The following is a 16812-nucleotide window of genomic DNA, read 5'->3' on the forward strand; positions in this document are numbered from 1 at the left end:
TTTTATTTCAGAAGAACTTGGTCACGAGTGGCTAACTTGATTATAAAATCTGCCTTCACATACTTTTGCGATAATTCCCTGAACATCATCCTCAAACGTATTATACGACCCAGCATTCATATAGTAGCTACCATATGACAGATTAAGATCCATAATGCGCAAAATCATGGTATTCTTAACAACTTGCTTCCATAGTGATGGATAGTTTTGTACGAACATTCGTGGCGCAATTTTATCTGAGAGATAATCTTTTGCGGATGGCATGGATGAAAAAATCACAACCAAACGCTTTGGGGCTAAACGGTTTACTTTATTTTCCGGAACATCCATCAGTGTATAAAATGTATCGCCAAACTGGATTAAATCTTTGCGTTCCCAGAGGGTACTTACCAGCGTTCTTTTGATAAAAAATGATTTTTCGTTGCTATGCATGTACAGAACATAGTCGTGCGCCAACATTTCCCGATATGCCTTATTCGCAGATGCATCAGTCCGGCTGAGCTTAAGAATGTTGTCACTTGTCCCAGTATTAATTACAATTTTTTCGGAAGACCAATCCGGTTGCTCCCCAAGCCTTATTACGGTTCTCTTCATATTTTTCACCAAAATTTTTGATTTTATTTGATTGAATCGAGTTTATTAAACTGGTACTGCTTAATTCCACTCTTTAAATCGCTAAGATACGTCGTTGAAGTTGCATATGGTTTCAATCCATTCACAGCAGCCTCCCAAGTTGCTGCGTTTTTTCTAAGTGCTCCTGAGTAAAATTCAGGTTTCGCAACAATGTTTCGTGCATAATCTTCAACTGATGCAGCTAAACTGCCATATTTACGAAAGGCGGCGCTAACTTGACCCTGATTTTGCTCAGCTGTGACCTTTGTGTACGTTGATCCAAGCCAATTTGTATCGGCTTTCACACCGAAGTATGCATTTGCCTTTGTTGCCAATTCACTAGTACCCCAAGCAGATTCTTTAACCCCTTGCATTACCATGATTGACGGGTACAAACCGTACTTTTTGGCGACGGGTATCGCTATCGCTATAAGCTGCTTCAAGAACTTCTTCTGTGAAGCATTAAGCGATGTCGTTTTCACGCCATAAAGATTCGCCGGCACCGTGATTGGTGTAACCGTTACATCTGGTTCCTCAGAAACAGCTGCATTGACAAATCCCATCCACTTGCCGGTATTGTCGTAAAGTGAGTAATAGGTGCTACCGTTAATGTGGTGGAATAGATACTTGGCCAGCACTGTTTGTCCTTGTAATTTGGCAGTAGTTCCTAGCTTTTGTTTGCCCTCAAAGTCCTTCCATAAAGGATAGTTACGCTGAATAGTGACTTGTTTGTTGTACACATACGCTGATCCACCAGCAGTAGAGCCAGTCGCTGTAGCAGCTTTGTCTACATACCCTTGCCAAACACCGGAAGCATTATATAGTGAGTAGTATGTGTTACCGTCAAAGTGATTAAATTCGCACTTGGCCAAAAATGTCTTGTTTAATTGGTAGCTTGTATTACTTAACTTTTTAGTGAAGTTCAAGTTCCGCCAAATTGGATACCCTGATTTTTTAAGAGTAACATACTTCTTAATACTCTTATATGGTCCCTGAATCACAGTCTTCTTAACGCCGGTGGCATTAATATATCCCTGCCACTTACTATTGTGATCATAAAGTGAATAGTACTTGCTGCCGTTAAAGTGATTATACTGTGCTTTGGCAATTAATGTCTTGCCCTGAAGTGAGCTAGAGATTCCTAGCTTCTTCTTACCATTTAGATCACGCCATACTGTGTAGTCATTAGCAGTCACTGATACGTACTCGGAAATAGGAAGTGCTGCGCCGCCTTGAGACGACCCCTCCTTGGTCTGGGTCTTATTTACATAACCCAGCCACTTACCTTTTTTGTCATACAGGGATAAATATGTGCTGCCATTGAAGTGTTTGTACTCAACCTTGGCAAGATATGTCTTGTTGAATATGTCTGCTGTCGTCTTACCAGTTTTTGCCCAACTAAAACTGGACCACAGATTTGCAGTGGACTTCACAATGGTAACGTATTTCCCGTATGAGATTGCTTTGCCTTGTCCACCTTTTTCGATTTGAACACATGACGCATTCAGATATCCAACCCACTTATTGCTCTTATCGTAAAGCGACAAATAGTGACTGCCACTACGTCCAAAAGCCGCCTTCGCATGAAGTGTCTGATTGTAGTACGTTGATGAACTGCCACGCTTCTTCTTGAAGTCTAGGTCACCCCAAATTGTGGCTTTTTTGCTGGTTACCGTTACATAATTATCATAATGAATAGCAGAACTGTACGCTTTTTTTGCCACCATTGGTGCATAGTACTGCTTTACTAACGTCAAAAACTTACTTGTGTTGTAGTTCCATCGGCTAAGATACTCATCCGGATCCACATGCGTAGTCCCACCCAGGTACAGGCTAACTTGATGATGTGTCCAAATCGATCCGTCAGGGCCAAGAGTTGGCTTTAGGCCATACTGATACAAGATGTACGCTGTGTAGTAAGCAGCATTCGTAATTGTCTGTGCAAATTCTTTTTCGTTGGCCGCCGTGCACATCTCAAACTGAACAAAACGAGCATTCGCTTTCGGGCCCGCACCCCACACGCCCTTGTTGGTGTCGTGGATATTTAATATTTGCTTATCATCAATAAAGGTGTGCACAAACGCACGGTTCCAGCCACCATTGATTTCATAGTCAGCCTCAGCGCGCGCCGAATCCTTCAAGCTCTCACTTGCTGTCCAATGAAAAACAATCCCATTTGGCAACTTGTCCGGTGTTGAGTAATCAAACACTGAAAAATTGTGCAGGTCTTTAACGATTGTCTTCTTTGGTTGAACCTTGTTTTTCTTAATATACCCATTAATATCGTAAGTAGCCGCCTTAACGCTTTGGGTCACTGGCTGATTATGCTGTTCTACAATCAGAACTGACCCCGTGCCAATAATAGCCGCGCTAGTAAGCACAACCGCCCCATTACGTACTACGTGTCTTTTTTCAATCTTCCTGTGACTAGTCACAACTGTCTCCTCACTAACTGTTTTACTTAATCCTCCCAATTATAAAGCTTTTTATACGTTATTACCCAAAAAGACGTTTATGTTACGAAAGTGAAAAACTAGACAAATATCTTATCAGCAAAAACATGTTCAGCAATTCTGACCTATAGCTTTTTGTGCTAAGATAATGACGGGTCAACAAAAGACTGTACCTTGGAGGAAATAATGATGAAGCTAACTAAGTTCCTACCCGTTCTTGCTATTAGCGCCGTTCTACTCGGTGGATGCTCTAAGAAAGCAAAAACGAGCTCCAATTTTGACACTGCCGCTATTCAGGAAAAGATAGACTCAAACATCAATAAAAAGCAATACGATCGTGCGCTCGGCTTAAGCCAAGCGTTAGAGTCTAGTTCAAACACAAAAAAGAACGAGAATCAAAGTAAACAAATTGCAAGCCTGGCTTCAGCAAAACGCAATTACACGAAATTGCATTTTTCCAAGGCACTTACAAATTTGCATACGGCCGAGAACTTAAACGCGAAAGTCAATAATAGCAAGCTTAAGGCCGCTATTGCAAAGCTAAAATCTCTAGTTTCAAAAGTAAAACAAAATACCAGTGGGCTAAAGAACAACTACTCCGCTGCAAACCAAAGTCTATCTGCTGGAAAACCCGCAGAAGCAATGACCGCTGTAAATCTAATTCTCCAGAATAAATATGATAAGCCACAGTACCGAGCAATCTACAAAAAAGCATTGCAACTTAAGGTCAAGATTCTGACCAGTCAACTAAATACCCAATCAACAAGTACCGTAAAATCGACGTCAACCCCATCTTCTAACGCAAGCACAGCAACTTCTGTCAACGGTAATGATGAAACCACTTCATCAGATAGCTCCAGCAGCAGTTCACAGGGTAGCATCACCGCGACCGACATCAAAAATGCGCGTGCTGACCTAAAAGCGTCTGGCGAAAATCCGGCTTACTGGAGCGACAGCGATGTAACCACCGCCATTACGAACGCTCGCAAGGCTGGCAGAACACATATCAAAGCATCTGATTTACACTAAAAAAGCAACTTGTCAAAAACGAATATTCGTTTTTAACAAGTTGCTTTTCATTTAGAAGCTATTTGACCCCCGGCCAACAATCAGGTTCAGCGCATCCTCAGTCGCGCCGATGTGTTCATTGGTCATCAGTCGCTCTTTAATCAGCCGATTGTACTCTCTGTCATCATCCGGTGCAAGAATAGCGGCAACAAGCTCATCTTCTGTATATTTCTTACCCTTCAAACCACACTCAGTCTCGCTGTCGAAATACCAGCCAATCTTCTTGGCGTAGTCATCTTCATCTTCCTGCATAACAATAGTTTTCTTATCCAGCATCGCATAGTCAAAAATCGCTGATGAGTAGTCAGAAATCAGAACATCGGCAAGCACATACAGTTCCTGAATGTCGACGAGTTCGTTATAGAAACAGTAGATTCGCGGATCAAGGTCTGAGTAATGTTTGCGCATACCCCCTTCATTAGGGTGCAGCTTTACAATCAGCTCATAATTCTCGGGAAGTTTATTAATTACTTCTGTCAAATCAAGCTCTGATACTTCACCACGGTTCCCTTTACGCCACGTTGGGCAAAAAAGAACAAAGTGTTCATTACCGTTATATGGACGGTTGAAGTACTTTTCAAAGATTCGTTCCTTCTCAGCCTCATCACCGTCATGTGCTAACAGGTATTCATTCTTCGGCGTCCCGTTACCCAGAATGGTCAGTTCCTTGTTATCGGCTAACTTGAACGCGGACTCTAGGAGTTCGGTGTTGTAATCAGACGAAGTTGTCAGGTAATCCCATTTTTGCATCCGTGGCGCAAAAGCGGTTGATTCAATTTCCCGTTGATTTTCATCTTCAAGGTCGTTGACCATCTTCTTCATCGGGAAGCCGTGCCAAGTCTCAATGAACACCTGACCATCACGCTTACCCGCTTTATCGAGAGTATTCCCGTTCATAAATACGTACTTACACTTCTGAAACTGTTCGATATACTTCAGACTACCCGTACGTACTGGTGTAAAACCATAGTTACCGGCTTCCATATCAACAAGTTGATTCCGGGAACTAACAAAAATTTCAGCCTGCGGATCACGGTCGCGAATCGCCAACGCGAAGTACTTAGGGTCACCAGAGAAGTTACTACCATGGAACGACTCGATGAAATATTTGTGCGGCGACAACTTGCCTTCTGGTTCGTCAGGTGCCTTAACACTACCTGTCATTGCGCGCAAAATATTCATCGCTGGTTCACGAATCCAGTCTTGACTAACCAATGAACCCAGACCCGGAACCTTCTTGATCTTGTAGTAGAACTTACGGAACTTACGCATACCATCCTGTCGCATCTTTTTAGCAACAACCGCAAGCGTCGATTCAAGCGTTAGTTCATCAGATTCGTTCTTCTCCGCTGCGTTATCACCGGCTGTGTTGACTTCAAACTTGCCAACATAGTCTGCCTTAATTGCTTCAATCAGCTTCAAATTATGTTGATAATCCGCTGCATAATGTTCTTGACCAACGAACTCAACCAGTGCAGCTGCGTCCTTAGCAATATTCTTTGTAATCCACATGCAGTCGGCAAATTCGCCAAAGTTTTCTTTCAGTACCCCATCATCCCCGCTGTAGAGCGCAACTGGGTGTCCTTCACTGAACTCTTCAACAATTGAGTAACCGAATGTTTCCATGAACGACGTTGATAGGTAAATGTGATCTGCTGGTGTATCTTCATTAAGCAGCACGTTGTCTTCCAAGTTATAGTACTTAATCAGATTACGGTATAGCGTCTTTGCAGGACCATAACCTGTGATGAAGAAACGGTAGTTATTGTAGCCCTTAAAGTTTACCAGGTAGTCCATCAGCCTGATTGAGTACGGAATATCTTTAACATAATCAAAACGTGCGCGAACAGCTAAGTTAACAAAGCCATCCTCATCAATCATTTTGGTCTCATACGGCAGCTCAACCGTCTTAATATGTTTAAGGCTGACGGTCTGTGCGTACACCCGGTGAAAGTCGTACTTAGCTTCAATCTGTTTCTTAACTGAATCAGTAGCCACACGAACAAAGGACATGTACGGCAAATAGCGTTCCAAATCTTCTTCGTTGACCATCGGTAATGGTGCGTGAATCTCACCAATAATCTTAGCAGTACTTACTTTACGCAAATATGGTGCAAGGCAGAAAAATTCTTCACGCGTGATGAAGATGTAGTCAGGATCATCTACCTTATCCAAATCTTGAAACTGATAAAAGCTAGTGCTCGCTGCATAGGTGTGTTCTGCCTTAAGTTTCCGAACATCATGCTTGGAAAATGGCCGAAAATTGTAGAAGGCAGTAGCGTAACCAGCCTCATGAAATTCCTCAATCATGTTGTAGTTACTTTGACTAGTACCGCCTGGCGCAAAAATGTTAAAGCCGATTAACGCAATTTTTTTCATGCCGCACCTACTTAACGTTCAAGTCTTTCTTAATCTTCGTTGTGGAAATTTCTGGGGTCCGGGGCAGGTATATCACTTCAGCGTCGGTGTCATCCCGAAGGTAGTCAAACTTGCCCTTCCAGTCATCACCCATTACGAATGTGTCAATCTGATACAGCTTGATGTCTTTTTCCTTCTGGTCCCAAGCCTGTTCCGGAATAACAAGGTCAACGTACCGAATTGCTTCAAGCAGTTTCTTCCGTTTCTCAAAGGAGAAGTATGCCTTCTTCTGCTTGCTGTCCCAATTAAACTCGTCGGTGGAGAGCGCAACAACTAAATAGTCCCCCAGAGCTTTAGCGCGCTTCAACAGCTCGATGTGACCATAGTGTAGAAGGTCGAAAGTACCGTAAGTAATTACACGTTTCATTTTGATTTCTCCAATCAGTTTTTACAATTCTACAGGCTATTTTACCATAGTTGGTTTACAGCAACATTACGTCATCAACCTTGGTTACACAATGTTTAAAAACTAAAAGAGGAAATTCGTTTTTCAACGAATCTCCTCTTCCTCTATGGGCGCATCCCTAGTTTCTGACTGTACTGTTTTCCAGCTGTGATATCATACTGAATAATCTGATAGTCGTGTAAAATCTGCTTTTGCTTTTTTGTTAATGAGGCGTAGTGTAGTAACCCACCATTCGAATTAACAAATCTCATCCCATAAGTACTGCTCTTAGTTTCATCCAAAATCTTAATCCAAGGTACTGGCAATTTTTTAGAAACTTCAGTCAGCATAGCCTCATAGGCATTCACTTTAACGTTTGCTTGTTCTAAGGCCAATGAGATAAAGTCATTTGCGCCGGCATATGGACGACCGTTTAACTTAGTAGCCGCGCCATGCTCCCGCGCATACTTATTACTATAAACGAAATAGTCCGTCTGATGCAAAAGCAATGAAGTGTGACTCGACATAACAGAGTCATAGATGCTTGCTGGTAGGTGGTCACCGTAAAATACCCAAGTAATTGGCTTATCAATGCTATCCAGTTTCTTCTTAAACTTAGCAACAGCTGTATCCGTGTAGTTGATTCCTTGAGCATAGTTTTCAATCTGCTGTTTTCGACCAGTGCCACTGGACGCATTTCCGGAAGCCTTAAACGAGGTATTTGGGTATAGGTTACCTGTGTACGGATAGTGATTTTGAATTGAAATCAGATTTATAAACTGACCATCACTCTTTTCTTTAAGCTGCTTCAACGCATTATCGTATGCAGTTTCATCAGAAAGGTATGTGCTGTTACCTAACTTTTTTTGGTTGGAAATTTTGTACTTGCTACCGAGATAGGCAAATTTGTTAATTCCAAACTTTTTAAAAACACCAATTCGATTGTAGAATGTCCCAACAAACGGATGAATCGCGCTGGAGTAGTCAAAGCCCTGACTAATATTCGGTGCCACATTAAGATGTTCAACTAGCTGCGAATACGGCGAAGAAATTCGTGTATCAAAATTACCCTGAGTAAGCCCAGTCATTGCCTCAAATTCAGTATTGGCAGTACCACCACCGTAGCCAAAGCTCAGCATTAACCCAGATGTTGTACTCTTTTCCAACTTATGAATGTTGGGAATAGGATCAGTATTTAATTTTAGTCCTGGAATTCTTGCTGGATCCGAGAATGCTTCGCTTAAGTTGAAAATAAATGTTTGGTCGGAGAGTTTATTTTTCCTATTGACGTTTATGCTATGTGCAAGATTGCTATACCGCTTATAAACCTGCTTTACTCCCGCTTTGGAATACCCCGACGGTTTAGCCATGACCACAATATTCATGTTGCGTGCAAATTGCAGGTACGGCCCGTTTTCTTGAGCCCCCAAAAGTGGATTCGAAGCTGACTTATAGATGCTGAAATTTTCAAAGAAATTGCTCATAGCTGTGTCTTCAATACTAACATCCTTAATGAAACCAAAGAACACAATCGGCAATACAACCAACACTATACGCGTCGAGTGCCGCAGTTTAAAACTACCCGTCCTCTTTTCCAAGAAAAAAACACCGACAGCTAAAACAATTACTGCAATGAGTGCACCAATCAACAGAACCGGACTAACCATTTGCAGTAGCTGACTGATAGAATTGAGTTCATCAAGGTCAGCAGGCATAATTGGCTCAGATCTTGCCCCGGTTTTAATATATGTTGCAATCGATAATACTAGTGAGATTACAGTCGTAGTGATTAAAGAAAACCAATATCTATTAGACAATCCTAGGAAGAACCAAAACACAGCTAAAACGAATACCGTTCCAATTAGAATTGTTTGCCAACGCAACACAAAAGAAAACCAAAGAATTGACATATCAGGGCGAGACATCAGGTTTACCATCTTTAACGATTGATGCGTACTCAGCACTGCGAGGGCTTGAAGAATAAGTACTGCTCCAATTGCTAAAATTTTTAAACCGTGTCTGGATACCAAACCATGCATACATTTTTTGAAGTTGACATGAACGTAATCAGACAATTCAAAGATTGAGCAATCATAACGACTAGATTGCAACGATTTCCCTGTAGGTGAACTAACAACCCATTGGTAAAGTACAAATGCGACAAGCGCGATTACAGCCGCGTAAATTAGTGAGCTTACTAATAAGCCGGGAAATTCGCCAAAGCTTTTCTGAAAATAACTGTTCCAACTTTTAAGAATAGAAGTATACGGCTGACCAGTAATAGTGACTAACGACGCAAGTGAGGTTATAGTGATGAAATCTAACTTAGTATTGGCTTTAATTTTATCGCTAGACTTATCTAACGGAATGTAACTAGTAATGACCATTGCTGGAACAATAATTAGTGGAGACGACATGCTGATAAAACGTAGCGCGGTTTCTAAATTACCATGGTACTGTTGCGAAACAATTCCCATAATGATAATCGAAGCTACCGAAGCCACTACGCTTAATGCGACGATGGTTTTACGGTGACGATGAATGTTCGCCGAAATTGCACTAGCAAATCCCAGTGCAACGATTCCGGTAACTGACCATCCAGTTCCAAAATAGAAAATGTTTGTATTGAATATAATTGGCATTGTCAGCACTAAAATAAATAGTGCTGTAATACCGCGAATCTTTGCTGCTCGTTCAATCAGTGTGCTCAAGGCCATCACCGCTAGAACGCCAGTAACAAATGGGAATACTCCCCTACTTACAACAAATACTGACCCGTACAATGCCCCTGCACCAAGTGTGCTATTTTGGGTAAGTGCGAAGACTGTCGTTACTACAAGAAAGACTATGAAAAACATCCAAGTAGTTAACAGTGTCCCACTACGTTTAAACTTGGCAAAGTTAAGCCGGAAAATCAGCATCAAGCTTGCGGCAACAAATACATAAAATAGATACCTTATGGTGTTAAATACGAGCCAAGACAGCGAAAGCTTCGCCACCGAATCACTAAAACGCACAACACCTAGCTTGATAAAAAGCAAATAACCCGCAATTAAGATGAAGGATAAGACTAGGCCTAAGGCAGTCCTTGCAACATTGGATTTGTTTTCTCTAAACTTTTGGTTCATTGAAATTCCCCTTGAAATTGTCTTTCTGTATATATGTAAAAACGTTGACCATTATAGAGTAACAGCCAACGTTTATATTAACAAATTTAAATGTAATCTACGAACCGGCTCCGGAACTTCAGATGTATATGGCTCCCAAAAATCCCAATTAATAATGTTATCGACCAGAAAATCACCATGCCTTTAATGTCATGGTAGAACCAGCCTGTGCCAAGAAACGCTTCACGCATCCCGTTAATAACATAATAGAACGGATTAATCTCGATAATCCTCATAACCATTGGGTGTGCACTCATCACAGTATTTGCCTGGAAGTTGAAGATAGTACCACTAATCCAGAACATCAGCTGCATTGCACTGTTTAACAATGTGTGGAAGTCTCGTACCACAACCGTAATTGTCGATGTCAGCAAACCTAGAGCATACAGAAACGCAATCATACAGATAAAGAAATAGATGAACTGAATCCACGAAACTGATGGTCGAACGCCATAGTACAGCATAACGGCCAAGCTAAGTCCCAACATCCACCAGTAATTGATTAGCTGGTTAAAAAGTGTCATTGTCGGAATCGTTGATACGGGGAATTGCATTTTACTTACCATTGCAACCCGCTGCACCATACTCCGGCTGGCACCAAGAATTTCGGAACGCATGAACTGCCAAGCAATGAACCCTGGAAGGAGCCATGCAATATAGGAATATCCGTCCATTAGGCGGCCACCGTAAAGGACTATCCCAAAAACAAACCAATAAATTGCGATGTTAATCGCCGGATCAAGAATTTGCCAAATCGCCCCCAAGAAGTGAGCCTGGAAAGTTGACTTTTCATCATACTTAGCAAGGCGATTAATGACTCTGAAGTTCTTAAACTGATCCAGAAGTACTAACCATGCTTCTTTCATTAATCAAGCACATGCCTTTCTTTAAAGTGTCGTGTTACGTTACTGTATATGAACATCACTGCAATAACAGCAACAATCACAATTAGCCACTTGAGGCTGAGCACCATTTGCGGATGCATAACCGCAGTTCGTAATGGTAAGTTCTTCAGGTCTGCAGCAACGGTAAAGCAAAGTACCATTGTAATCAAGAAGAGTGCCAACCTAGTTGTCCAACTAAATGGCTTATCGTACAGTCGCCGGTTAAAGTACTCAACAGGTTCGTCTGGGTGACTTTGACGTAATTCTTCAAGGTCGAAGTCCTTCCCAGACTCACGCGTAATCTTTGCACGTTCAGCCTTAGTCTTCTTGTTGTAGGTACGCTGGAATTCATCGAACTGGGGTAGAACCTCATCCGCATCGCCTTCCATAACCACTCGGCCATGGTCAATCCAGATAACTTTGTCACAGAGCGCCTTAACTTGGCTGAGACTGTGACTAACGAACATAATCGTCTTGCCCTGCTCCTTGAACTCCTTCATGCGTGCAACACCTTTTTCAAAGAAAGGCGCATCCCCTACACTAAGAGCTTCGTCAATAATCAGGATATCCGGATCCTGGTGTACCAGGACACTAAAACCAAGACGGCTCTTCATCCCGCTTGAATACGTCTTAACGGGCTGGTCAATCTTGCCAATTACTTGGTCACCAGAATAGTTAATGATGTCATCCATTTTTTCCTGGATTTCATCATCACTCATACCCAGCATTTCACACTTCATAATGATGTTTTCGCGCCCGGTAAGCTTACCGTTAAGCCCTGCACCAACAGAAATGATGTTGGTAGTACCGTTAACGGTTAATTCACCAGAGGTAGGCGGAATAATTTGTGAAACAATGTTAAGCAGTGTTGACTTACCGCCACCGTTCAGACCGACAATCCCGACACTGTCCCCTTCGTATACATCAAAGCTGACGCCCTTAAGCGCCCAGAATTTTTCTATATCATTATTGCCAAACGGAAGTAACGTTTTAAGCATATCGCTCTTGTTCTTCATCATGTCGTACTCTTTGGTTAGATAGCGAGCACGAATTTTGAGCTTCTTGTCCAAGCTGTTAACAGCTCCTTCCTTTTTACGGAATAATTAAGTCTACTGTATTATACCCATTTCGCAACGGCTTGTCTTTTAGAGAGTCTTAAATTTACGTAATGCCTTCTTAGCCCACAACTTTGTTTAACCTTTCGTATAACACCGCTGTTTAAAATAAATCAATAAGCTGCACGCGAATTTTGCTTCAATCTCATGGTCCATAAACCTATAATCAATGAAGCATACAAAACCGTTGCGATTGCCGAGACAACAATAAGCACTCCTGCCCACCAATGTGCATGATAGTCAGTTATAAGCGTATTTATACCTTTTCTTTGTTGTACCTCCAAGCATCCAATTCCATTCGTTCTATAGTTTGTACCGCTAAGCCTCTTACCATTTAAAACAACTTCTGTTCCGGAATATGCAATCACGGGTACTTGTATTGCTTTTTTTGAACCTGATTTCCAGCTAGTAATTAACTTTTGACCTTTAACGGTTTTCTTGTAATTTGCGTTTTTTGAGATTATTCCGGTGTAATATTGACCGTATGGATGAACGTTAACATAGTTTCTTGCAGTAATTTCTTCTTTTGCAGGCAAATAATCAGGTGATGGCTTTGTGAGTAATTCTAAACCCTCTCCTAAGTCATTTGACGAGAACGCCTCCCTAATTTGTGTAGTGCTAGCCTTTCTTGTTAAAAAAAGATTCGTGGTACGTCTCATCAAAACACTACTATTCCACACAGAAGATGCCATGTATGCTGAGCTCACTTCCAAGATTACACCGCTAAATATCAGCGCAGTACATAGTCCAACCGCCAATGTACGAAATCCATTGCTCTTAATATGAAGTTCAGTTAGCAAAACTGCTAAACCGGGCAGCACCAACACGATAAACACTGCAGCAAGTCTTACCGGAAACTGCAAGAAGGTTGATAATTGTGGAAATGATTTTGCTAAATCATTCCATGGCAATAATTTTGACGAGATTACCAAAAAAGTATATCCAACAGCTAACAGAACTTTAGTGATGCGTGTAGTCTTCGCAAAAAAAAGCAACGCAATTGTCAATATGGCAATCACAAACATAACAGGACCGAAGTCTAGTGTCACATCTGGTATCTGCGTAAGGGAAAAGGTCGTTGTTCTTGCCGCCATTGTTAGCACTGGAAATGGAGGAAATACCTTATTCCGCAGAAAAACATCTAGCATCCCGCCCCACACATTTGCCGTCAAAAATACGGCTATTACGGCTGCCAATATTACCTCTTTAAGTATCTGTACACGTTGCTTATTAAGCACCATAGATAACATGAACAGAATAAAGAGCACAACGATTGATAGAAAGGCACTAAACACATGAATTTGAATAATTAATGAAACCGATCCGGCGAGACCTAAAATTTTCACTTTACTTGCGCTAATCATGTCTACACCGAAGTAAATGACAAGCGGCATCACTGAAACACCCCATGAAGTAAATTGTTGTGATGTTTGCCACGCTGTTATAAACGGACTAGTCATAAAAAGTATTGCTGCTAACAAAGAATATAGTGTATTGGCTTTAAGTTTTTTAGCAAGAAAATACATATTCAATCCTGCCACGAAAAATAACAGAAAAGATGAAACAATCTCAAATTTAACCCACGACCCTGACACAAACAACACTGCACCCAAAAAATATGCAAAGTAAGGTCCATATAGAGCGTTAATTATCCGACCGCTCTGTTCATAACCATAGTTCATTTGAAAGTAATTAATGCTATGAGCTTTGAACTGGCTGTACGTATCAAAAATCCGATTAAAATGAAAAAGGGAATCAGTTTCAAGTACCAAACCTCTAGTAATCATCTGAGGAGCTACCATTAACAATGCAACTATGAGAATCAAAAAAATCGGCCAAACTTTTTTCAGTTTCAACACCAATACCAACCTTCTATGTTTTTTACACCAGCAATAAGTTCTTCAAAACTTATACACAGGCTATCGTATGATATACTTAACCTAAAAAGCAAATCAACATAACTAAAAAGGGATTAGAATGAAATTCAAACAAATTTTTGTAAAATATTCAATGATTTTTAGATATATCATAGTCGGTGTTGCCACTACCGCAGTCAACATGGTGGTTTACTTTGTACTACATCACCTAGGTATGAATTACTTAATCGCGAACACCATTGCCTGGTTTGCAAGCGTCGTATTTGCCTTCTTCACGAACAAGCAAATCGTTTTCCGGTCTGCGTACACCACTAAGCAAGCATTCATTCGTGAACTGGTGTCATTCTTCACGCTCCGTGGCGTATCACTAGCCTTAGATGACGGTCTTATGTTTCTGTTTATCAGCGTAATGGGGTTACCTTCGTGGGTTGCGAAGGTCATTACACAGGTTGTAGTCATTATTTCAAACTACATCTTCAGTAAACTTATTTTTGTAACTAAAGAGGAGAAGTAAGGATGAAGTCAGTTGCAATTGTAATTCCTAGCCACAACGAAGAAGAAAATGTTCCACTTATTCATGCAGCGTTGGTTGAAACATTCGCCAAACTACCGGAATACCGTTTGCTAACCTGGTTTATCAATGACGGATCCACCGATGGTACATTAGCAGCAATTAAAAAAGTCCAGCAAGAAGACGGCGATGTCCACTTCATTGATATGTCCCGCTCATTCGGGAAAGAGGCTGGCATGTATGCCGGTCTCAGCACTGCGAAAGCCGATTTGTACGCAGTGATGGATGCTGACCTGCAGGACCCACCGACAATGATTCCGGACATGCTTGCTGGTATTGAAGATGGCTACGACATGGTTGGGGCTGCCCGAACTGACCGCACTGGGGAGCCTCCAATTCGGTCATTCTTCTCCAACATGTTCTACAAGGTAATGAACAAAATCAGCGATACCCCCATCATTCCAGGCGCGCGTGATTTCCGCATTATGACCCAACAAGTTGTCGACGCCGTGCTGGCAATGTCCGAGACCAACCGCTTCAGCAAGGGTATTTTCGGCTGGGTCGGCTTTAAGACCAAGTACCTGCCATATACCAACGTAGAACGGCAACACGGTCAAACCAGTTGGAATTTCGGCAGCCTGCTACAATATTCCATCGACGGGATTGTTGACTTTTCCGACGCGCCACTCAAGTTTGTCTCTTGGCTCGGCATCATCAGTTTCATCGCGGCATTCATTGCACTTATCTTCATCGTTGTTCGTGCCGCAATTTACGGTGACCCGACTGCCGGTTGGCCATCAATGGTCTCAATTTTCCTGATGATTGGTGGAATCCAGCTGTTTGCCGTCGGAATTTTAGGCCGTTACATCGGACGAATCTTCCTCGAAGTTAAGAATCGACCAATTTTCATTGCTAAAGAAATCAAATAATAGCGCAAAGGGCCCCGCATTTTCTGCGGAGCCCTTTTACGCTATCACTTAACGGATGCCTCAATCATTCTTTGCAGACGACCAACCGCATTCCCGTCATTATACTTATTCCACATCTCATTAGCAGAACTATTCCGTTCAGCCGCACCGGAACTGGTGGAGTTAATTTCATCAATCAATTGATCACCATTATAGGTAATGCTCCCAATCCCCCACTCCAAAAAGTCCGCCTGCACCCCCGGCACCTTCCGATAACTCACGAAATCTGGGCAGAAGAACACCGTCCGTCCGCTCGGCACCATCAGTGCGTACTCGAATACGGCGGAGGAGTAGTCCGTGATCAGCATCCCCGTCCCCGGCATCAGTTGGGCCAGGTCGGCCTGGCTCAGCTGCACGTTCTCCGGCAGGTCAGGAAGCTCGTCAAGCTGCACGGTCGGGTGCAGCTTCACGGTGAACTGCTTCTCGGGCACGCGCTCGAAGGCGGCGAAAGCTGAACGCAGCACCGACAGCATGTCCGCATTGTCCTCGCGGTACGTCGGCACGTACAGCACCTGGTCGCCGTGGACCGGCACGTCATCGGCGACGTGCACGTACTCGTCGCTGCGGGGAAAGCCTGTTAGCATGATGCGCTCCTTGGGCAGACGGTAGGCGCGCTGGAAAATGGCGCCCATCTTCTCCGAACCCACGACGATGTGGGTGAAGTGGTTGTAGACTTCCTGGAAACGGCGCTGGTCGGCGGCCGGGCGCTGGGAAGTCGCCGGGTCGTCCCAGCCGAAGTTCTTGATGGCGCCGGCCGCGTGCCAGATTTGGTAAACTTCGATCGACTCTGGAATCGCCGCAAGTTCGGCCACGTAATTGTCCACCACCATCACGGCGGCGGATTTCATGTAGCCCACCGCGCCGTTGACCGCCATGTTGCGCGTGGTCAGCGGTTCCGTGTGCACGCCCGTTTCCGCCAGCTCACTGGCCTGCCGCGCCGCGTTGCCGCCGAAGAAAACAATCAGCCGCTGACCATAGTGTTCGTACAGCGCTCGAATCAGCCCCGCGTCGTTGTCGTTGAACGTCGCGACGTACACCACCCACTTGCCGTAGTTGCTATTCGGCTTGACCTGCCGCAACCGCGCCATATAAAGGTTCTTCATCATCGACTTAAGCTCAATCCCCATGGTTATCCCCCGCATTCTTTCTGCCCTAATTATCGCGTAAGGCTGGGCATAACTCAACTAGGTGCGGGCTAAATATTGCTTACGCGGAGGTAAATTTCACTCGCCGTTTAATTAGCAGCTGCTTGTGAATTATGCTCAATCATGACAAAATCGCCGTTTTTCAGCATGTTATTCTATCAACTTTCATGAAAAGCATTTGTGCCGGTTATTTAGTTGAATTTTCCCGT

The 16812-nt window shown here is 42.9% G+C and carries 12 protein-coding genes; 3 read left to right on the forward strand and 9 right to left on the reverse strand.

The genetic code is table 11. The features are described 5' to 3' along the window. Window positions 1-21: 21 nt before the first annotated feature. Together FC18_RS07255 and FC18_RS07260 are read right to left on the reverse strand one after the other, a co-directional pair. Entirely contained in the window at window positions 22-594 is a 573-nt protein-coding gene (locus tag FC18_RS07255) for an XcbB/CpsF family capsular polysaccharide biosynthesis protein (RefSeq protein WP_056975901.1), read from the reverse strand. 23 nt (window positions 595-617) lie between these two features. After that, entirely contained in the window at window positions 618-3047 is a 2430-nt protein-coding gene (locus tag FC18_RS07260; protein ID WP_056975903.1) for a glucosaminidase domain-containing protein, read from the reverse strand. A gap of 204 nt (window positions 3048-3251) precedes the next feature. Between FC18_RS07260 and FC18_RS07265 the strand changes: the two genes are divergently transcribed. Continuing rightward, complete coding sequence (locus tag FC18_RS07265; RefSeq protein ID WP_156300974.1) at window positions 3252-4094, forward strand: outer membrane protein assembly factor BamD; 843 nt, start codon at window positions 3252-3254, stop codon at window positions 4092-4094. A gap of 51 nt (window positions 4095-4145) precedes the next feature. On the opposite strand, the gene FC18_RS07270 is transcribed toward FC18_RS07265, so the two are convergent. The 6 genes from FC18_RS07270 to FC18_RS07295 all read right to left on the reverse strand — a co-directional run bounded on the left by FC18_RS07270 (window position 4146) and on the right by FC18_RS07295 (window position 13961). Next, window positions 4146-6512 carry a CDP-glycerol glycerophosphotransferase family protein gene (locus FC18_RS07270; protein WP_054680176.1) on the reverse strand — a complete coding sequence of 789 codons (2367 nt, stop codon included), beginning with the start codon at window positions 6510-6512 and terminating at the stop codon, window positions 4146-4148. Window positions 6513-6519: 7 nt separating this feature from the next. Continuing rightward, window positions 6520-6918 (reverse strand): glycerol-3-phosphate cytidylyltransferase, encoded by a 399-nt coding sequence (gene tagD / locus FC18_RS07275; protein ID WP_054680172.1) that lies wholly within the window; start codon window positions 6916-6918, stop codon window positions 6520-6522. A 143-nt stretch (window positions 6919-7061) separates the two neighbouring features. Next, window positions 7062-10064, reverse strand: coding sequence for an LTA synthase family protein (locus tag FC18_RS07280; protein WP_054680168.1), 3003 nt, complete (start codon window positions 10062-10064; stop codon window positions 7062-7064). An 86-nt stretch (window positions 10065-10150) separates the two neighbouring features. After that, window positions 10151-10969 carry an ABC transporter permease gene (locus tag FC18_RS07285; protein WP_054680165.1) on the reverse strand — a complete coding sequence of 273 codons (819 nt, stop codon included), beginning with the start codon at window positions 10967-10969 and terminating at the stop codon, window positions 10151-10153. Beyond that, window positions 10969-12006: an ABC transporter ATP-binding protein gene (locus FC18_RS07290; protein WP_156300973.1), complete on the reverse strand. Its 1038-nt coding sequence runs from the start codon at window positions 12004-12006 to the stop codon at window positions 10969-10971. Before FC18_RS07290 ends, FC18_RS07285 begins: the two co-directional genes overlap by 1 nt. Before the next feature lie 209 nt (window positions 12007-12215). After that, the gene (locus FC18_RS07295; protein WP_156660887.1) at window positions 12216-13961 is read right to left on the reverse strand and encodes a hypothetical protein; all 1746 of its coding nucleotides are present in this window, start codon (window positions 13959-13961) and stop codon (window positions 12216-12218) included. A gap of 118 nt (window positions 13962-14079) precedes the next feature. On the opposite strand from FC18_RS07295, the gene FC18_RS07300 reads away from it, so the two are divergent. Together FC18_RS07300 and FC18_RS07305 are read left to right on the forward strand one after the other, a co-directional pair. Beyond that, window positions 14080-14493: a GtrA family protein gene (locus tag FC18_RS07300; protein WP_054680156.1), complete on the forward strand. Its 414-nt coding sequence runs from the start codon at window positions 14080-14082 to the stop codon at window positions 14491-14493. Window positions 14494-14495: 2 nt separating this feature from the next. After that, a complete protein-coding gene (locus FC18_RS07305; RefSeq protein WP_054680153.1) occupies window positions 14496-15419 on the forward strand; it encodes a glycosyltransferase family 2 protein in 924 nt (307 codons plus the stop codon). A gap of 44 nt (window positions 15420-15463) precedes the next feature. On the opposite strand, the gene FC18_RS07310 is transcribed toward FC18_RS07305, so the two are convergent. Next, complete coding sequence (locus FC18_RS07310; protein WP_054680150.1) at window positions 15464-16585, reverse strand: CDP-glycerol glycerophosphotransferase family protein; 1122 nt, start codon at window positions 16583-16585, stop codon at window positions 15464-15466. Window positions 16586-16812: the final 227 nt, after the last annotated feature.

It is taken from the genome of Lacticaseibacillus sharpeae JCM 1186 = DSM 20505, from assembly GCF_001436225.1.
Classification (GTDB): Bacteria; Bacillota; Bacilli; order Lactobacillales; family Lactobacillaceae; genus Lacticaseibacillus; species Lacticaseibacillus sharpeae.